This window comes from Stenotrophomonas sp. STEN240, from assembly GCF_056756175.1.
The window spans coordinates 14298-33698 of sequence record NZ_JBRRBO010000047.1; the positions used below are offsets into that span (position 1 = coordinate 14298).

Annotated in this window: 16 protein-coding genes and 1 pseudogene; 10 read left to right on the forward strand and 7 right to left on the reverse strand. The window is 66.3% G+C overall.

Translation table 11 applies throughout. The annotated features are described in order from the left end of the window. Positions 1-42 precede the first annotated feature (42 nt). Complete coding sequence (locus ACVOKO_RS16365; RefSeq protein ID WP_346499934.1) at positions 43-1266, forward strand: citrate/2-methylcitrate synthase; 1224 nt, start codon at positions 43-45, stop codon at positions 1264-1266. Between the two features lie 314 nt (positions 1267-1580). On the opposite strand, the gene ACVOKO_RS16370 is transcribed toward ACVOKO_RS16365, so the two are convergent. From ACVOKO_RS16370 to pdxH, 4 genes are read right to left on the reverse strand one after another with little or no spacing between them, the layout of a single operon-like run. Next, positions 1581-2369: a cobalamin-binding protein gene (locus ACVOKO_RS16370; protein ID WP_346499945.1), complete on the reverse strand. Its 789-nt coding sequence runs from the start codon at positions 2367-2369 to the stop codon at positions 1581-1583. Continuing rightward, positions 2369-2707, reverse strand: coding sequence for a YqfO family protein (locus ACVOKO_RS16375; RefSeq protein WP_346499935.1), 339 nt, complete (start codon positions 2705-2707; stop codon positions 2369-2371). The genes ACVOKO_RS16370 and ACVOKO_RS16375 overlap by 1 nt, the downstream gene beginning before the upstream one ends. Further along, positions 2704-3162, reverse strand: a complete 459-nt coding sequence (gene aac(6'), locus ACVOKO_RS16380) for an aminoglycoside 6'-N-acetyltransferase (RefSeq protein ID WP_346499936.1) — start codon at positions 3160-3162, stop codon at positions 2704-2706. The genes ACVOKO_RS16375 and aac(6') overlap by 4 nt, the downstream gene beginning before the upstream one ends. Beyond that, positions 3159-3758 (reverse strand): pyridoxamine 5'-phosphate oxidase, encoded by a 600-nt coding sequence (gene pdxH / locus ACVOKO_RS16385; RefSeq protein WP_346499937.1) that lies wholly within the window; start codon positions 3756-3758, stop codon positions 3159-3161. Before pdxH ends, aac(6') begins: the two co-directional genes overlap by 4 nt. Before the next feature lie 42 nt (positions 3759-3800). On the opposite strand from pdxH, the gene ACVOKO_RS16390 reads away from it, so the two are divergent. Next, positions 3801-4634, forward strand: a complete 834-nt coding sequence (locus tag ACVOKO_RS16390) for a kinase (RefSeq protein ID WP_346499938.1) — start codon at positions 3801-3803, stop codon at positions 4632-4634. A gap of 169 nt (positions 4635-4803) precedes the next feature. Here the strand turns inward: ACVOKO_RS16390 and ACVOKO_RS16395 are convergent, their stop codons facing one another. Then, positions 4804-5007, reverse strand: coding sequence for a dodecin family protein (locus tag ACVOKO_RS16395; protein WP_057629454.1), 204 nt, complete (start codon positions 5005-5007; stop codon positions 4804-4806). Between the two features lie 99 nt (positions 5008-5106). Here ACVOKO_RS16395 and ACVOKO_RS16400 point away from each other — a divergent pair. The 5 genes and pseudogenes from ACVOKO_RS16400 to mdtD form a co-directional block, all read left to right on the forward strand. Beyond that, positions 5107-5628 (forward strand): annotated as a pseudogene (locus tag ACVOKO_RS16400) (shikimate kinase); the annotation flags it as partial. Positions 5629-5646: 18 nt separating this feature from the next. Then, positions 5647-6756 (forward strand): 3-dehydroquinate synthase, encoded by a 1110-nt coding sequence (gene aroB, locus ACVOKO_RS16405; protein WP_346499946.1) that lies wholly within the window; start codon positions 5647-5649, stop codon positions 6754-6756. 196 nt (positions 6757-6952) lie between these two features. Beyond that, positions 6953-7204 (forward strand): WGR domain-containing protein, encoded by a 252-nt coding sequence (locus tag ACVOKO_RS16410; RefSeq protein ID WP_057629428.1) that lies wholly within the window; start codon positions 6953-6955, stop codon positions 7202-7204. A 63-nt stretch (positions 7205-7267) separates the two neighbouring features. After that, positions 7268-8341, forward strand: coding sequence for a uroporphyrinogen decarboxylase (gene hemE / locus ACVOKO_RS16415; RefSeq protein WP_346499939.1), 1074 nt, complete (start codon positions 7268-7270; stop codon positions 8339-8341). 232 nt (positions 8342-8573) lie between these two features. Further along, positions 8574-9995: a multidrug transporter subunit MdtD gene (gene mdtD / locus ACVOKO_RS16420; RefSeq protein ID WP_346499940.1), complete on the forward strand. Its 1422-nt coding sequence runs from the start codon at positions 8574-8576 to the stop codon at positions 9993-9995. 13 nt (positions 9996-10008) lie between these two features. Here mdtD and ACVOKO_RS16425 read toward each other — a convergent pair whose 3' ends face one another. Both ACVOKO_RS16425 and ACVOKO_RS16430 read right to left on the reverse strand, forming a co-directional pair. Further along, positions 10009-13566: a sensor histidine kinase gene (locus ACVOKO_RS16425; RefSeq protein WP_346499941.1), complete on the reverse strand. Its 3558-nt coding sequence runs from the start codon at positions 13564-13566 to the stop codon at positions 10009-10011. Positions 13567-13612: 46 nt separating this feature from the next. Further along, positions 13613-17149, reverse strand: coding sequence for an ATP-binding protein (locus tag ACVOKO_RS16430; RefSeq protein ID WP_346499942.1), 3537 nt, complete (start codon positions 17147-17149; stop codon positions 13613-13615). A 183-nt stretch (positions 17150-17332) separates the two neighbouring features. Between ACVOKO_RS16430 and ACVOKO_RS16435 the strand changes: the two genes are divergently transcribed. The 3 genes from ACVOKO_RS16435 to ACVOKO_RS16445 are packed head-to-tail and all read left to right on the forward strand — an operon-like array spanning position 17333 to position 19175. After that, positions 17333-18031, forward strand: coding sequence for a YceI family protein (locus ACVOKO_RS16435; protein WP_430980804.1), 699 nt, complete (start codon positions 17333-17335; stop codon positions 18029-18031). Beyond that, complete coding sequence (locus tag ACVOKO_RS16440) at positions 18028-18606, forward strand: cytochrome b (protein ID WP_346499943.1); 579 nt, start codon at positions 18028-18030, stop codon at positions 18604-18606. The genes ACVOKO_RS16435 and ACVOKO_RS16440 overlap by 4 nt, the downstream gene beginning before the upstream one ends. Continuing rightward, complete coding sequence (locus ACVOKO_RS16445; protein WP_346499944.1) at positions 18603-19175, forward strand: YceI family protein; 573 nt, start codon at positions 18603-18605, stop codon at positions 19173-19175. The genes ACVOKO_RS16440 and ACVOKO_RS16445 overlap by 4 nt, the downstream gene beginning before the upstream one ends. Positions 19176-19401: the final 226 nt, after the last annotated feature.

Consider the following 19401-nt stretch of genomic DNA (forward strand, 5'->3'; position numbering starts at 1 on the left):
ATTGATCAATCTTGATTCAATCAATCAACATATTGAATGCGCATGTCCGAGCACACCGACACCGAACTGATCACCGCCAATGAAGCCTGTGCCCTGCTCGGCATCAGCGCCGCCACGCTGTATGCCTATGTCAGCCGGGGGCAACTGAGCTCGCGGCCGGGACCACAGCCACGCAGCCGGGTGTACCTGCGTGCGGAGGTGGAGCGGCTGGCACAGCGCAAGCGCGCCGGCCGTGGGGCCGAACGCGGTGCTGCGCAAAGCCTGGATCGCGGCCTGCCAGTGCTGGAGACGCGCATCTCGCTGATCCGCCCGGACGCGCCCTATTACCGTGGCCGTTCAGCGGTGGCTGCGGCACAGGCCGGCGCCACCCTTGAGGACATCGCGCGGCTGCTATGGGAATGCGACGACCAGGACCCATTCGCTGCCACCGCGCCGGCCGCGTGGCCACCACGGATCGCCAGCCTCGCACTGGACACGGAACTGCCGCCGGTGGAACGCGCAATGGCCTGCATCCCATTGCTGGCACTGGAACAACGCCAATCGCTCAATGCCGCCATCGCAGTACGGCGTGAGGTTGCAGCCATGCTGCTGCGGCAGAACGCGGCGCTGCTGGTCGGTACCGAGCCGGATGCGCGCCCCGTGCATCGCCTGCTGGCCGATGCGTGGCGTCCGGGTGATGCGGCATTCGCCGAGCTGGTGCGCTCGGCGTTGGTGCTATGCGCCGATCACGAGCTCAATGTGTCCGCCTTTGCCGCGCGCGTGGTGGCCTCCACGGGTGCGCACCTGCATGCCACCGTCAGTGCTGGTCTGGCCGCGCTGTCCGGCCCCCGCCACGGCGGCGCCACCGCCCGCGCGCATGCCTTGCTGCTGGATGCAGAAGCCAGTGGCGCGCCTGCCACGTTCATTGCCGAACGTTGGCGGCGTGGCGACGAGCTGCCGGGTTTCCATCACCTGCTCTACCCCGACGGCGACCCGCGCGGCGCTGAAGTGCTGCGCCAGCTGCGCGCCTCATGCACCGACTCCCCGCGCTTGCGCCAGGTGGAAACAGTGCTGGCCGCCACCGAAGAAGTCAGCGGCCAGCATCCGAACATCGACGGCATGCTGGGCGCCATCTGCTACGTGTACGAACTGCCGGGGGCGCATGCACTGGTGATGTTCGCCACTGCGCGTCTTACCGGCTGGCTGGCGCATGCGCTGGAGCAACAGGCATTGGGCACCTTGATACGGCCGCGTGCGCGCTATACGGGGTTGGCGCCGAGAGGGTAACGCGCCGTTGCTCCCTCCCTTTTGCGAAAGACCAAGCGATAGCTGGGAGGAGCGCGCCGTTGCTCCCTCCCTTTTGCGCAGCAAAGGGGGTGAAGAAGGGCTGCTTGCGCGCCACCGGCGCGCGGCCTGATGAACGACCGAAGGCTATGCCTTCGGGCCGGGCGGGTTGGGGAGGGGTGAGCTTTTGGCGCCTTCTCACATTTCCAGCTTCGCGGCTTATGCCGCTCCCACATCCGGGCGATGCAGCTGATTGCAGTTGAATCGGCGGATTGGTTGCTGTTGGCTTCGCGGCTTACGCCGCTCCTACAACATTCCTACCGCTTCGACCATTGCTGGATGATCTGAGCTATTGCCTGCACGCCATCGGTGAGTGCGGCCGGGCCCGGCTGCAGGATCAGCGGTGATTTGATCTCATGCAGTTCGCCATCGCGTACCGCATTGATGGCCTCCCAGCCGGGCCGCGCTGCGACCCGCTCGGGACGGAATTTCTTGCCGCACCATGAGCCGATGATGATGTCCGGGTTGCGCGCGATCACCGGATCGCCATCGGCAAGAATGCGCGCCTTGGCCAGCGGCTCGCGCGACAATTCGGGAAACACATCGATGCCACCGGCGATCTCCACCAGCTCGGCGCCCCATTGGATACCGGTGATGATGGGCTCGTCCCATTCCTCGACATAGACGCGCGGACGCTGCGGCAGCGTTGCCGCCTGTGCGGCGATCGCATCCAGGCCGCGCTGCAGCTCATCGGCATACGCGCCGGCGCGCTCGGCCACGCCCACCAGACCACCCAAGCGACGGATGTAATCGAGGATGCCAGCCACGCTGCGATGGTTGGCAATCCAGACTTCCACGCCATTGCGGATCAACTCCGCCGCGATATCAGCCTGGATATCGGAAAAACCAATCGCCAGATCCGGCTTGAGCTTGAGGATCTCCCCCACCTTGGCGCTGGTGAAGGCACTGACCTTGGGCTTGTCGCGGCGCGCCTGCGGCGGCCGCACGGTAAAGCCGCTGATGCCGACAATGCGGTCCTGCTCGCCCAGGGCGTAAAGGGTCTCGGTGGGTTCTTCGGTAAGACAGACAATGCGACGCGGGCCGATCATGCGACGGCGAACTCCGTTGTATCGACGAAAACCGCCGGGGTATTCCAGGGATGATGCGCGGCAATGGCCGCCAACAGGTCTTGCAGGCGTTGCGCATCGCGCGGGATGCAGAACTCCAGGCGCACCGAGGGCTGATATACGCGCTCACCGCCCTGCCCCTGCACGCAACGGGTGCCGTCCAGCACCCGGAACTGCTCGCGCGCGTCCGATTCCCACATGCCATCGGCGTAGCCGCCGGCGGCCAGATCATCGACCGCCAGGATGCCCTGCTTCAACCGCGTCAGGTCGGCCGGCGGTACGAACACGGTGATGCGGTAGAGCGGAAGCAGTTTCATGCCGCCGGCGCGTCCAGGCCCATGCAGTAATAAACCACGCGTTCGGTTTCGACAAAGCCGCTGGCCTTGTGCGCGGCCTGGGCCTGCGCATTGTCCAGCGCGGTATCGGAGGCCAGCTCGCTGCAGCCCTGCGTGCGTGCCCAGTGCGCAACCTCGGCCACCAGCGCGCGACCGATGCCACGGCCACGCTGGCTTTCAATCACATACCAGCCTTCGAGAAAGCCCACCGGCGAACGGGAGGTGCCATTGACGTAGTCATGCCGCAGGCTGGCTTCGGCCAGGCCCACCGCTTGGCCCTGCGCGAAGGCCAGCAGCACGGTACCGTCTTCTTCCAGCATGTGCTGCAGCTCGGCCAGATCCGTCTCGCAATCAGCCCACAAGGCGCGACGCAACTGCGCCCACGCCGGCCAGTCACTGGCCAGCGCGCGGCGGATGTCGACGCCGGCCCGCTTCACGGGAACAGCATCCGCTTGCTCCACTCCCCCGCCGCATCGGCCTCATAGCACCAACGCTCGTGCAGACGGAAATCGGCGCCGTACCAGAATTCGATCCGGCGCGGGACGATACGCACGCCACCCCAACCGTCCGGGCGCGGCACATCGCGGCCTTCAAAGCGCGCCTCGAAATTGGCCAAACGCTGCTCGAATTCCTCGCGCGACGCCAGCGGCTGCGACTGCACCGATGCCCACGCGCCGATCTGGCTCATGCGAGGGCGGCTGGCAAAATAGGCGTCGGCTTCAGCCGCCGATACCAGCTGCGCGTCACCTTCAATGCGCACCTGGATGCCGGCTTCGCGCAGGCTGCGCCACAGGAACAACAACGCCGCCGCGCGGTTCTCATGCAGCTCACGACCCTTGCGGCTGTCCAGGTGCGTATAGAACACAAAACCACGTTCATCGAAGGCCTTGAGCAGCACCGTGCGCGCCGAAGGCCGGCCGTCGATGTCAGCGGTGGCCACGGTCATCGCGGTGGCATCGATTTCCTTGCCAGCCTTGGCCTCTTCAAACAATGCGGCGAAAGTTGATAACGCTTCTGCATAAAGATTGGTCATGGTCCTGCTTCGTACGCCACGGGTTTGGGCTATTGTGGCGTCATGTCCCCCGCTCCGCACAGTTTTTCCCAACGCCGCTTTGCAACCGCATTGGTGGCGCAGGCCTTGGATGATGCCTTGGCCAGTGCCAGCAGCACGCCGATCCTTGCCATCAGTGGCGTGCAGGGCAGCGGCAAATCCACGTTGGCAGGCCAGATCGTGGAGCTGGCGCGTAGCCGTGGCCTGTGTGCCGCCGCAGTCTCGATCGACGACACCTACCTGACCCGCGCGCAACGCCAGCGCCTGGCCGACCGCATCCATCCGCTGCTGGCCACGCGTGGGCCGCCCGGCACGCATGATCTGGCACTGGCAATGGCCACGCTGGATGCAGCCAAGGCCGGCCAGCATTTCCCGCTGCCGCGCTTTGACAAACTCGCTGACGAACGCGTGCCGGAAGCGCAGTGGAAGCAGGTCGAACAACCGCTGGATCTGCTGGTCTTCGAAGGCTGGTTCCTGGGCACGCCGGCCGAAGCCGATGAGGCGCTGCGCACGCCATTGAACGCATTGGAACGCGATGCCGATGCCGACGGCAGCTGGCGGCGCTGGTGCAACCAGGCATTGGCCGAGCACTACCCGGCCTTGTGGCAGCGCTTTGACCGCCTGTGGATGTTGCAGCCGCCCAGTTTCTCAGTGGTGCCGCACTGGCGCTGGCAGCAGGAGCAGGCACTGCAGCAGGCCTCACCCGGCCGCAGCAGCATGACCCGGCCGCAGCTGGAACGTTTCGTGCAGTTCTACGAGCGGATCAGCCGCCAGGCGCTACGCACCCTGCCGGACATTGCCGACCGGGTGATTGCCCTGGATGCACAGCGGCAGCCGCTGGCCGACGCGCAGGGCTGACACGCCGCCACAGCGCCAAGGCCTGCCAGATACAAGCTGGCCGCCACCAGCGGCCGCGTTCAAGCAGCAGCTGGCCACATGACCGACAGGAACGACGCGACGGCGCAAGCGCCGCCGTGTCGTTGCGTGGCCGCGCCCCGGCGCAGGCCGTGCGCGGCCGACGCGTGATTCATTGCACCAGGAAGGTAATCCGCAGATTCACCCGCCATTCGATGATGTTGCCGTCACCGTCGGTGACGACCTTGGTCTCGTTGACCCAGGCGCCCTGGATGCCCTTGACCGTCTCGGCAACCTTTTTGATACCACTGCGCACGGCATCCTCGACGCTGGTCTTGGAGGACGCGCTCACTTCAATGATTTTCGCCACTGACATGTCCAACTCCTTGGTTGCACCACGAACCATTCGTGGAGCTGCCGAGCTTGGCTGCTACCGTGTTAAGGCACTGACACGAGGTGCTAGCATCTTCCTGCAATGAATCCAGCCCCCAATCTCATCCTGGTCGGCCCGATGGGCGCCGGCAAAACCAGCATCGGCCGGCGCCTGGCCGAGCGCTTTGGCCTGGCGTTCGTGGACGCCGACCAGGCCATCGTCGATGACGTCGGCTCCAGCATTCCCGCCATCTTCGAAAATGTCGGCGAAGCGGGCTTCCGTGCACATGAAAAGCGGATCCTGGCCAAGCTGCTCGACGGCAGCGGCCTGCTGATCTCCACCGGTGGCGGCAGCATCCTGGACCCGGAAAACCGCCAGCGCATCCGCGCGCAGGGCTTTGTGGTCTATCTGCGGGTCAGCGTGGCCTCGCAGCTGCAGCGCCTGCACCGCGACAAGACCCGCCCGCTGTTGCAGCGCGAGGACCGCGAGCAGGTGCTGCACACCATGGCCGCTGCCCGCGACCCGCTGTACAGCGAGGTCGCCGACCTGATCATCGACACCGATCTCTACTCCCCCGCCGATGCCACCGCGCACACCGTCACCCGGCTTGCCGCGCAATGGCAGATTCTGGAACCCACCCGCATGACCGCCCCCTCCCACACCGTCGCCGTTGGCGGCGACCAGCCCTACCAGATCCATATCGGCCCCGGCCTGCTGTCGCAACCGCAGGCGTTGCTGGCCGCAATCCGTGGCCGCCATGTACTGCTGGTCAGCGACGACACCGTCGCACCGCTGTATCTGGCACAGGTACAGAACGCGCTGTTGTCGGCCCGGCCCGATCTGAAAATCGGCCAGCACGTGATCCCGGCCGGTGAAGCGTCCAAGACCCTGGACAACTTCGCCGCGGCGATCAACGCGCTGGCCAGCCTGGGCGCAACCCGCGATGCCTGTGTACTGGCACTGGGCGGCGGCGTGGTCGGTGACCTGGCCGGCTTTGCCGCGGCCTGCTGGATGCGCGGCGTCGACTGCGTGCAGCTGCCCACCACCCTGCTGTCTATGGTCGACTCCTCGGTCGGCGGCAAGACCGCGGTAGACATTCCACAGGGCAAGAACCTGGTGGGCGCCTTCCACCCGCCGCGTGCGGTGGTTGCCGATACCAGCGCACTGCGGACCCTGCCACTGCGCGAACTGCGCGCCGGGCTGGCCGAGGTGATCAAGTACGGCGCAATCCGCGACCCGCTGTTTTTCCAGTGGCTGCAGGCCGAACGTGAGGCCCTGCTGGCCAGCGACGACAGCGTGCTGGCGCAGGCGATTGCCCGCAGCTGCGAACACAAGGCCGAGATCGTCGAACGCGACCCGCTGGAAAAGGGCGAACGCGCCCTGCTCAACCTCGGCCACACCTTTGGCCATGCGATCGAAACAGCGCAGGGCTACGGCGCGCCGGGCAATGACAACCTCAACCATGGCGAGGCGGTAGCGGTAGGCATGGTGCTGGCGGCCAGACTGTCCGCAGCCCTGGGCATGGCCGATGCGGCAGACACCGAGGTACTGCGGGAGCTGCTGCAGGCCTATGGTCTTCCAACCTCCATCCCGGCCGGGCTGGACGCGCAGGCGCTGCTGGCGCACATGCGGCTGGACAAGAAGAACATCGCCGGGCGTCTGCGCCTGGTGCTGTGGCGCGGCATCGGCAAGGCCGAGGTCGTGCCGGATGTGGATGAAGCCGCAGTGCTGGCGGTATTGCGGGAAGGCTGAGCGGCAGTGCTTGAGCCCCCTCTCCCAGCGGGAGAGAGGTTGGGGTGAGGGTCCGGGCGAAGCCTGATGGCGCCAAAAGAGCATGCGGCTTCGCCCGCACCCTCATCCGCCCTTTGGGCACCTTCTCCCAACGGGAGAAGGAAGTCGCGGGCCCCCAAACCAGCCCAAAATCCGCACACCGGCTACAATCGTCGCCATGCGCGTCCTACTGCAACAGCCGCCCAGCGGCAATGAAGCCCCCCGCTATGTACAGCTCTCCCTGGTGCCGGATCTGCTCGGCGGCTGGGAACTGCTGCGCGAGAGTGGCCAGACCGGCGGCCGCATCCAGCTGCGCCGCGAGCTGTTCCTGCAGCATGACGAAGCCATCCACGCCTTCGAGAAAGCCCGCGACGGCCAAATCAAGAAAGGCTTCCAGGTAATGTTCACCGCCGGCCAGCCCGCGCCCTGAATCCCGTATTCCCTGCAGGTGCGCCGCAGCGCGCCTGCGGACCTCAGCCTCCAGGAGTTCCATGTGACCAGCCCACTTCGCAACGACCGCTTCCTGCGCGCCCTGCGCCGCGAACCTGTGGACTACACCCCCGTCTGGCTGATGCGCCAGGCCGGCCGCTACCTGCCGGAATACCGCGCCACCCGCGCCCGCGCCGGCAGCTTCCTGGGCATGGCCAAGCACCCGGAAATCGCCTGCGAAGTGACCCTGCAGCCGCTCGAGCGCTTCGACCTGGATGCCGCCATCCTGTTCTCGGACATCCTCACCGTGCCGGACGCGATGGGCCTGGGCCTGTACTTCGTCGACGGCGAAGGCCCCAAGTTCAAACACCCGGTGCGTGATGTCGCCGCCGTCGCCAAGCTGGCGGTGCCGGACATGGAAACCGAGCTGCGCTACGTGATGGATGCAGTGCGCCTGATCCGCCGTGAGCTGGACGGCAAGGTGCCGCTGATTGGCTTCTCCGGCAGCCCGTGGACGCTGGCCTGCTACATGATCGAAGGCGGCGGCAGCAAGGATTTCGCCCGCATCAAGGCAATGGCGCTGAACGAGCCCAAGGCCCTGCACCAGCTGCTGGAAGTAGTGACCGACGCGGTCATCGCCTACCTGTCGGCACAGCGCGATGCCGGTGCGCAGGCGTTGCAGGTATTCGACACCTGGGGCGGCGTGCTGGGACCGGCGATGTACCGCGAATTCTCACTGCGTTACCTCAACCGCATCGCCAGTGAACTCAAGCGCGGCGAAGGTGCCGAGCGCACCCCACTGATCCTGTTCGGCAAGGGCACAGGCCAGTACGTGGCCGAGCTCGCCGCCAGCGGCGCCGAAGGCGTCGGCGTGGATTGGACCATCAGCCTGGAAGACGCCGCGCGTGCGGTTGGCGGCAAGGTCGCACTGCAGGGCAACCTGGACCCGACCACGCTGTATGGCTCGCCCGACGCGATCACCCGCGAAGTCGGCAAGGTGCTGGAAAGCTATGCCGCCGGCAATGGCGGCTCGCGCGAAGGCCATGTGTTCAACCTCGGCCATGGCATGTCGCCGGACATGAACCCCGAGCACGTCGCCGTGCTGGTGGATGCGGTACACCGCCTCAGCCGCCGCTGAATCCTGAAGGCCCGGGGCAACCCGGGCCTTCGCTTTATGTAGTGCCGAGCCATGCTCGGCAAGGGCCGTGCACATGAGCCGGCCGCTACCGGTGACGCCTCTGCCGAGCATGGCTCGGCACTACAGAGCTGCTGCTACGGGTGACGCCACTGCCGAGCATGGCTCGGCACTACGCGGCATCTGCACATGCTTCGGAGGACAATAGGCGCCTGCCTTAGCGCGAGCCGTCCTGATGTCCCCTGCTCCCCCCAGACCACTGCCCGCCAGCTCCGCCCAGAAACCACTGCTGTGGTTGGTGTCACTGGCCATCTTCATGCAGATGCTGGACTCGACCATCGTCAATACAGCACTGCCGGCGATGGCACGCAGCCTGGGCGAAAGCCCGCTGCAGATGCAGTCGGTGGTGTTCAGCTATGCGCTGGCGGTGGCCAGTTTCATTCCCGCCTCGGGCTGGATCGCCGACCGCTTCGGCACGCGCCGTACCTTTCTCGCCGCGATCGTGCTGTTCACCCTGGGCTCGCTGGCCTGTGCCCTGTCACCGACGCTGCAATGGCTGGTGGCCTCGCGCGTGCTGCAGGGCATTGGCGGTGCGATGTTGCTGCCGGTTGGCCGCTTGGCGGTGATGCGCTCGGTTCCGCGCGACCAGTTCCTGTCAGCAATGAGCTTCATCGCCATCCCCGCGCTGATCGGCCCGCTGCTCGGCCCGACCATGGGCGGTTGGCTGGTGGAGGTGTGGTCCTGGCACTGGATCTTCCTGATCAATCTGCCGATTGGCGTGGCCGGCTTCCTCGCCGCGCTGCGGATCATGCCCGACCACTACGGCCAGCAGAAACAGCGCTTCGATCTGGCCGGCTACCTGATGCTGGCCTTCGGCATGATTGCCTTGTCGCTGGCGCTGGATGGGGTCTCGGCGATCAACTCGGCGCATGCGCTGGTGCTGTTGCTGGCGGTGGTCGGAATTGCCGCCCTGGCTGGCTACTGGCTGCATGCGGCCAGCACCAGCAACGCGCTGTTCCCGCTGAGTCTGTTCAAGGTGGTCAGTTTCCGCATCGGCATTCTTGGCAATCTGTTCTCGCGTATCGGCAGCGGTGCGATGCCGTTGCTGATTCCGTTGTTGCTGCAGGTCGGCATGGGCCTGAGCCCGATGACGGCCGGGATGATGATGATTCCGGTGGCCTTGTCCGGCATGGCCGCAAAACGTGCGGCGGTGAGTCTGGTGGAACGCTTCGGCTATCGCCGCATCCTGATGATCAACACGGTCTGCGTGGGCCTGGCGATGGCCAGCTTCGCGCTGATCAATGCCAACCAGCCGCTGTGGCTGCAACTGACCCAGCTGGCTATCTTCGGCGCGGTCAATTCCATGCAGTTCACGGTAATGAACACCGTCACTCTGCGCGACCTGGACATGCATCAGGCCAGCAGCGGCAACAGCCTGCTGTCGATGGTGATGATGTTGGCCACCGGCTTCGGCGCGGCTACCGCCGGCAGCCTGCTGGCGGCCTTCGGCACCCATCTGAACGCACACGGCGCGACCGCCGCCCTGCACGCCACCTTCCTCTGCGTGGGTGCGATCACGCTCAGCTCGACGCTGGTGTTCTGGCAACTGCCCGACAACCGCCCGCACCCGCGCGCCGTTGAAGAAGTCGTCGAATAAGCCTGCGCAACCCTCACTCCGGTGAGGGCTGCGCCTGCTGCCGGCGTTGCGCATCCAGCACCCCGGCAATGGCTTCCAGCAACATCTGCGCGGTCACCGGCTTGCGCAGGAAATCGGCGAAGCCTGCCTCGCGCGCCTCCGGTTCGGCTTCGGTATCGGAACGTGCGGTCACCGCGATCAGCGGCATTTCATAGCCCATCGCCTTCACCTGCCGGGCCAGCCCGAAGCCGTCGATGCCGGGCAGATCCAGGTCCAGCAGGCCCACATCGAATTCCTGGGTGGAAAGCTCGGCCAAGGCCGCCAGACCATGCGCGGCATGCACCACGCCATGCCCGTGCACCTCCAGCAGGCCACGGATCACCGCAGCGATGGTCGGGTCATCCTCGACCAGCAATACCTGCTGCGGCGGCAGACTCATCCACGCGCTGGTGGCGACGTCATCCTCGACCGATGTGGCAGGCACTTCCCAGGCCAACGGCAGATGCACGCTGAAGCAGGTGCCTTCACCCAGGCTGCTTTCGACCTCGATGCTGCCGCCCATTGCCACGGTCAATTCATTGCAGATGGCCAGGCCCAGGCCACTGCCACCGTAACGCGCAGCGGTGCGCGCGCCGTCGGCCTGTTCAAAGCGACGGAACAGGCGTTGCCGCTGCTCGGCACTGATCCCCGGGCCGGTGTCGCTGACCTGGAAACACACGCCCTTGCCGCCTTCCTGCAGCCTCACCCGCAGGCTCACCGAGCCGTGGCTGGTGAACTTGATTGCATTGCCCAGCAGGTTGAGCAGGATCTGCCGCAGGCGCATCACATCGCCGGTCAGGCGTGTGCGCGGTGCGGCGGCGTTGTCGAATTCGAAGTCCAACCCGCGGCGTTTGGCCAGCGGTTCCATCAGCCCACGCACATCCTCCAGCAACTGCCGCAACTCCAGCGGCTGGTTCTGCAGCTCCAGGCGGCCGGCCTCGATGCGGGCCAGATCCAGCGCGTCGTTGACCAGCCGCAGCAGGTGTTCGCCGGCACGCCGGATCGCCTGCGTATAACCGCGTTGGCGCTCATCCAGGGGCGTGGCCAACAGCAGCTCGCTCATGCCCAGCACGCCGGTCATCGGTGTGCGCACCTCGTGGCCCAGCGTGGCCAGGAAGCGGGTCTTGGCCAGCGAAGCCTGTTCGGCCAACTCCTGCTTGTGGCGCGCCAGCTGCCACTCGTTACGCCGGCGCAGGCGCCGCTGGTACAACCACGCGCCGCCCAGCAACAGCGCCACGCCCACCACGACGGAGGTCATAACCCCGGCCGGGCTGCGTGACCATGGCGGCTGCACGCGGAACGCCAGCGTCTGCACCGGCGACCATACGTTGTCCGAAGTAGCGGCCTGGATTTCCAGTTGATAGCGCCCCGGCGGCAACCGTGAGAACACGCGGTCACCGCTGGCGCCTACATCCACCCAGTCGGGGTCGTAGCCGGCCAGGCGGAAGCGGTAGGTATTGGTCGCCGAGTCGGCAAAGGACAGCAAGCGTGCGGCGATGCGCAGGTCGCGGTCGCCGTCGAGGATCTGCAACGGCGATTCCTGGGTGAGATCCTTTTCCTTGTCCCCACGGCGGACGCTGACCCGCTCGATGATCAGTGGTGGCCGGCGGGTGGAGGGCTTGACCTGGTCGGGGTCGAACAACACCACCCCGTCCGGCGTACCACCGGCCAATTGGCCGCTGCGCGCCTGCACCAGCGAGCGGCGCCGGAACTCCTGCCCGGGCAGGCCATCGTGCACGCCGTACAAACGCACCGAACGGTTTCCCGGGTCGATGCGGATCAGGCCGCGGGCACTGATTGCCCACGCCACGCCCTGTGCATCGGCCAGCAGGCCGGTTGCAGCCAGCATCGGGAAACCCTGTTCAACGCCGACGCGGTCGAGCAGGGTCATGCGCTGCGCGTCCCACAGGTAGCGGTCCATCCGCCCCAGCCCGGCAATCCAGACCACGCCGGCATCGGTCACGTTGAAGGTGGATACGCGCCCCGTCGGCCCACCCGGCACGGGCGAGAACCGTGCACTGGACGATTGCCAGGCATGCAGACCCGCGCCACTGGCCAACCATAGCTGGTCACCCGGACCGCACTGCATATCCTCTACCGATGCTTCCGGCAAGCCGCCCTGGCCCGGCTGCAGATGCAGCAGCACATGGCCATCGGCATCGCGTTGCTGAATGCCACCGTCTTCGGAATAGATCCAGATGCGGCCGCCATCGCAACTGCGCACGATATCGGCATCGCCCTGCATTGCCGCGTCGGTGCGGTCGTCGCTGTGCCAGCGCAGCACGCTGTTGTCGCGCGGGTCGTAGCGCACCAGCGCATCCAGGCTGCCAATCCATACCTTGCCGCGCGCATCCTCGACCAGCGATTGCGGCCAGTTGTTGCCGTCGATCGGCGCCAGATGATGCTGAACTTCGCCAGTCCCAGGATCCAGGCGATCCAGGGCACCGCGGGTGCCGGTCACCCAGATGCCGCCATTGGCCGAGGGAGCCAACGCCAGGGCATACGGATTGCGCAGCGAGGCCGGATCATCCAGATGCCGCGACAGCACCGAGAACTGTCGCCAGCTGGGCGGCAGGTGCCACAGGCCGGCATTGGTACTGGCAAACCACAGGCCACCTTCGCGGTCTTCGTAGGCGCTGGACCAGTTCGGCTTGACCAGGCCGCGTTCCTGCGAGCTGTACAACGGCACGTTGCGCATCACCGTGCTGCGGATCCGGCCAAGGCCGGCGCGCGTATCCAGCCAATAGCTGCCATCGGCCGAATACTGCAGCATGTTGAACACTTCGCCGGGAGTGGCGCCAGGCCAGTTGGCCGGCTCGAAGCGACCATCGGCATGGCGCACGACCACGCCTTCGTTGGTGGCTACCCACAGGCGGCCCTGCTTGTCGACTTTCAAACCGTTGATGCGCGGGGAAGGCAACACCTCGCTGCCGACCCGGTCAAAACCGCCACCATTCCAGCGCGCCAGCCCGCCCTTGGTACCTACCCACAAGCTGCCGTCCGGGGTAACCGCCAGATAGGTCACCGCTGCCGCCGGCAGGCTGTGTGGGTCACCTGGCACCGGCATGAAACGACGGATCCCGCCGTCCGGATCAAGCCTGTGCAGGCCACCGGTGGCGGTGCCGAACCAGATGCTGCCGTCGGCGGTGGAGGTGATTGCCCAGATGGTATTGCTGCCGATCTGCGGATAGGTCTGCTGGTCGAAGAACCGGAAGCCAAGCCGGTCCGCCGACAGCATCACCAGACCGGCGTTCTGCGTGCCTATCCACAAGCGGTTGCTCTTGTCCGAATGCAGGCTCCACACCACGTTGTCGCGCAGGCCGTTCTCCGCGCGCCAGATTCGGTAGTTGCGCCCGTCGTAACGGGCAAGCCCGTCGCGGCTGGCCAGCCACAGGTAGCCGGTGAGATCTTCGGCAAAGGCATTGATGTTGCTTGAGGGCAGGCCGTCGGCCACGGTCAGCTGACGTGGCTGCGGTGTTGCCGGCACCTCGGCCTGCACCGACTGCATCGCCAGCAGTAGTCCGCATACCAACATCCCTGCAAGCCATTTCATCAAACCCTGCCTCCTGCAACGCGCGGACGGCGCGTCTGTGATGGCGCTATTGTGCCTGTCTCTTGCTGAGCGCCAATGCCTCGGCTATCGCATCGACCAACATCCGCCCGGTCACCGGCTTGCGCAGGAAACCAACCATGCCCGCCGAACGTGCCAACTGTTCGGCCTTGCTGTCGGCCCGTGCGGTCACCGCGATCAACGGCAACATATGCCCGGAACCACGTAGCTGGCGTGCCAATGCAATCCCGTCCAGCGCCGGCAGATCCAGATCGAGCAGGCCGATGTCAAAGTCCTGCCCTGCTACTTCAGCCAGTGCCGCCAGTCCGTGCGGGGCATGCACCACGCGATGGCCATGTGCGGCCAACAAGCCGGTAATCACCTGCGCCACGGTCGGGTCGTCTTCGACCAGCAGCACCTTCAGCGCCCGCGTGGCGCCAACCGGTTCAACCGTACCGGCCGGCACAACATTGCCGGGCTGCCAGCGCAACGGCAGTTCCAGCACAAACCGGGCGCCTTCGCCCAGCCTGCTTTCGACGCGGATGCTGCCACCCATCGCCATCGCCAGCTCCTGGCAGATCGCCAGGCCCAGCCCACTGCCGCCATAACGCGATGCCGTGCGGTTGCCATCGGCCTGCTCGAAGCGCTGGAACAAACGCGTCTGCTGCTCGGCACTGATGCCCGGGCCGCTGTCGGACACGCTCAAGGTGATGCCGTCCCCGTCCGGGTGCAGCTGCGCGGCGACCGCAACCTTGCCGCGCTCGGTGAATTTGATGGCGTTGCCCAGCAGGTTCATCAGGATCTGCCGCAGGCGCATGGCATCACCCACCACCATCACCGGGGTCGGGAACGGCGCTGCCGATTCAAACAACAGCCCGCGACGCTCCGCCATGGGCGCCATCAGGGCGCTCACCTCCTGCAGCAGGCGGCCCAGATCGAAGGGACGATTATCCAGTTCCAGCCTGCCCGCCTCGATACGCGCCAGATCCAGCGCATCATTGACCAGGCCCAGCAGGTGCGTACCGGCCTGCTGGATCGCGCTGGCGTAGCGCTGCTGACGGTCGTCCAGCGAGGTGCCCAGCAGCAGTTCACTCATGCCCAGCACGCCGGTCAGCGGCGTGCGCACCTCATGCCCCAGCGTCGCCAGAAAGCGGGTTTTCGCCTGCGAGGCCTGTTCGGCAAGTTCCTGCTTGTGCACTGCCAGCTGCCACTCGCTGCGCCGCCGCACCCGCCGCCGATACGCAAACACCGCCGCCGTTGCCAGCAAGGCCAGCAACAAGGCCCATAGCGCCAATGCCCAGTTGCTGCGCCACCACGGCGGCGCCACGTCGATCAGCAGCGACTGCGCGTTGGTCCACGGCCCATCGGCAGCGGCAGCCTGCACGTCCATGCGGTAACTGCCCGCAGGCAGGCGCGATACCAGGCGTTCGCCATCGCTGCCCAGATCCACCCAGTTCTGGTCGTAACCTTCGATATGCACACGGAAGCGATGCCGCGCCGGGTCCACGTAGGACAGCAGCCGCCCGGTCACGCGCAGATCACGGTCATTGGGGCCAAGCTGGATCGACGATCCCTTCAAACGCTGCTCGCGGGCGGCATCATCGCGACGCACGCCCACCGATTCGATCACCAGCTGCGAGCCCACCGGCACGGCGACCTTGGCATCAGGATTGAAGCTGAGAAGACCGGTGGCCGACACCGCCAATGCCCGGCCGCAACCCGCATGTGCCGGCGGCCGCGCGGTGAATTCGGTATCGCTCAGGCCATCGCCCTCCTCCAGCATCCGCACCCGTGACGCTCCGGGTTGCCACCACAGCAGCCCACGCGTCGTCGTCGCCCACAGCTGACCGCTGCAGCCCACGACCAGTCCGCCCATCGCCACCGCAGGCACGCCCTCATCGGCGCTCAGCCGCTGGATCAGGGAAAATCCTTCGGCATCGTGGCGGTAGTGTTCCAAGGCACCATCCCGTGCCAACCAGGCGGTGCCGTCGGCAAGGAATACCAGGTCATAGACCATGCCGGCCGATACCCCGGCCAAGGTGACGAAGCGCCGGCCATCAAACCGTTGTACGCCGGCACCGCCTACCAGCCAAAGGCTGCCATCGCTGCCCAGGCGCAGTTGTTCGACCAGTTTTTCCGGCAGCCCGGAGGCCTCGCCCTGCGGATAGTCGGCCAACAAGCGTCCGTCCGCGGCGCGGTGCTGCAGGCCGTAGTTGATGATCGACAGCCACATGCTGCCGTCGCCTGCCAGGCGCATCAGATCCGCGCGCGTTGCCGGATCATCGCCTACCCCCAGATCAATGCGCCGGGCCTGCCCATCGGACGGTCGATACAAGGTGAGGCCACCGGCGCGGCCCAGCCAGATCACCCCATCGCCACCGCGCTGCACCGACCAGATGCTGCCGGGGCCGAGCTGCGCCTCGCCGGCCAGCTGCGACAACTTGCCGGCCCCATCCAGCTGATACAGGCCGTGCCCGCCCACCACCAGGAAGCCTTTGCCGTCAGCGGCCGAATTGATCAGATACAAGCTCTCCAGCGACTTGCCATTGAGCTGGTAGTGACTGGAAAAACGCGACCAGTCCGGTCGCAGATAAGCCATGCCCTGGGTCAGCAGGGCCGTCCAGATGCCGCCTTCATGGTCCTGCAGCAGATCCAGCACACCGCTGTTGCCGGTCAGGAAGCCACTGCCGCCGTCGCCTTCCAGCAACTGCATGCGCTGCGCATCGCCGCGATACAGGCCATTGGAGCTGCCCATCCAGTAACGGCCATCGCGATCATGCAGCACCACCGCTGCGCGGGTCTGCGCGGCTTGCGGCCATGGGGCGGGCGTTACCTGGCCCTCGTCCGACACCCGGTAAAGCCCGGCGTCGGTGCCGGCCCAGATGCCACCGTCACGGTCGCCGCTCAGGCGGATCACGTCCTTGCCGGCGAGCAGTGGCGACTGCACCGTCGCGAACCCGTCGCCACGCTTCCAGCGCACCAAGCCGGAGGTGGTACCGATCCATACGCTGCCGTCCTTGCCTGGCAACAGCGCATAGATGGTGTCGTCGGGCAGGCTGCGCGGGTCCTCGGGCCGGTGCTGATAGCGGCTTATTCGGCCGTCGGGATGCAACAGGCAGATGCCGCTGCCACTGGTGCCTACCCACAGATCGGTGCCCTGCATGGCCAGCGCCCAGACCTGCTGGGTGCAGATAGCCTCAAGCTCGGCGAAACGGGTGAAGCGCTGCCGGCTGGCGTCCAGCATCGACAGGCCTGCACCGTTGGCGCCGACCCAAACCCGGTCCTGCGCGTCGATCAGCATCGTCTCCAGGGTATTGCCCGGCAGCGAACCGGATACCTGCGGGTCGTGCCGCCAGACCCGCAGATGAGCGCCGTCGTAGCGCGCCAGGCCATCGTCGGTGGCGGCCCAGACATAGCCATGGCGGTCCTGCGCAAGCGCGAGCACGGTCCGCGAAGGCAGGCCTTCGGCCACGCTCAGCCGCCGCATGCGCGGCGTTTCGGCCAGATCCAAGGCCATGCCCCAGCACGGCCACGCCAGCAGCCCTGCCAGCACGCACCGCCGTACACCCCGAAAAATCCGTTTCATCAACGCTCGACACTCCCCATCGCAAGCTGCGGGCAACAACCTCCATCGCCGGCGACTGTAGCGCCGGCGCCCGGCCCCGGCAAAGTCACCCAAACCGACTACGTAACAAACCGTTGCGCAATATGCGCACAAACCGTTACCTGCATACGCCTAGAATCCCCCTTCCCGTTATGGAGCCCGACCTTGCTGCCACGCCTGCTTCTGCTGATCTGCAGCCTGCTGCCCGTTGCCGCCCTGGCAGCGAACGAGCGCTATCGGCTCGATCCTGTGCATACCCGGGTGCTGTTCGCCATTGACCACGCCGGCTTCTCGCAGGCATTGGGCACGGTGTCCGGCAGCGAGGGCGTGCTCGACTTCGACCCGCAGGACTGGGCCACGGCCCGTCTTGACGTTGCCGTACCGATCACCCGGCTGGATCTGGGCGATGGCAAATGGAACCAGGCCACGCTGGCGCGCAACCTGCTGGATGGCGAGCGTTTCCCGCAGGCACGTTTTGTCTCCACCCGCATCGAACCGATCGATGCCAGCCATGCCCGCGTGTTCGGCCAGTTGACCCTGCGCGGCGTCAGCCGTGAGGTGATGCTCGATGTCACCCTCAATGCACTCAAGCGCCATCCGCTGCCGCCGTTCCGCCGCACGCTGGGCTTCTCGGCTACGGCCAGCCTCAACCGCGCCGATTTCGGCATCAACGCGTGGCCGTCGGTGATAGGCGGCCAAGTCGCACTGCGCATCGAGGCCGAAGCCGTGCGCGATGCAGGGGCCGAAGCAGCACCGGCAATTCCCGCGCCGGCACCCACCACAGACAGCAGCCTGGACGACGCCGCCGAGGCGGCCGTGAAAGCAGCCCAGGACGCCGCAACCCAAACGGAAACCCATCCATGAGCCTGAAAAACACCGCCCAACGCTGGGGCAGCGTCAGCAAGAGCCTGCACTGGCTGATCGCCCTGCTGATACTTGCGTTGGGTATTGTCGGCCTGACCATGGGCGAGTTCCCCAAGACGCCCAAATATTTCTGGATCTACACGATGCACAAGTCGATCGGCATCAGCGTGCTGGTGCTGGTGGCAGTGCGACTGGGATGGCGCCTGTATGCCGGCGCACCGGTGCCGGTACCGGGCACGCCCGGTTGGCAGGAGCGTATTGCCTCGGCCACGCACTGGGCGCTGTATGTGCTGATGTTCGCCATTCCACTGGCGGGCTGGATGTACGACTCGGCCAGCGGGTTGCGCCCGTTCAAGCTGTTCGGGCTGGTTGAAATGCCAAAGCTGGTCGGCCCCAGCGAACAGCTCAGCCAGGTCTCCCACGCCATCCACGAATGGGGTTTCTGGGCGCTGATCCTGCTGGTGCTGGCGCATGCCAGCGCCGCGTTCTATCACCACATTCATCAACGCGATGCCACGCTGACCCGCATGCTGCCGCAAGGCTGGCTCAACGCTCCCCAGAAGGACCCCGCATGAACATCAAACTGACCTCTCCCGCCGCCGTTGCTGCCGCACTTGCCGGCATGCTCGCTGTCGCCCCGGCGATGGCTGCCGACTACCAGCAGGCGCCCGGCAACGGTTCGATCCTGGTGTTTGCCAGCAAGTACGACGGCGAAGTTTTCACTGGCAGCTTCCCGGGCTTCCAGACCCAGGTCAGCTTCGACCCGGCCAACCCGGCCGCCGGCAAGCTTGACGTGACCATTCCGTTGGTTGGCGCCAAGAGCGGCAACAGCGACCGCGACTCCACCTTGCAGGGCGCGGATTTCTTCAACGTGGCCCAGTTCGCCCAGGCCCGCTATACCGCCAACGGTTTCCGTGCGCTGGGCAACAACCAGTTCGCCGCCGACGGCACCTTGGAACTGCGCGGCATCAGCAAGCCGGTCACCCTGACGTTTACTTGGGCACCGGGCGCACAGCCGGTATTGACCGGCAAGGCAACGGTCAAGCGCCTGGACTTCGGCGTGGGTGGCGGCGACTGGGCCGACACCAAGACCATCCCCGACGAAACCGCGATCAGCACCATCGTCAAGCTCAACGCGAAGTAACAGGAACCGGTAGTGCCGAGCCATGCTCGGCAGAGGCCGATAAAGCCTGCCCTCACCCCAACCCCTCTCCCGCAAACGGGAGAGGGGCTTGCAGTGCCGAGCCATGCTCGGCAGAGGCCTTACCCATAGATCCACCTGTAGTGGGGGGGGGGGGGGGGGGGGGGGGGGGGCGGGGGGAGGCGCGGGGCGGCGGGAGGGGGGGGCGGGGGCGCAGGAGAGGGGCGAG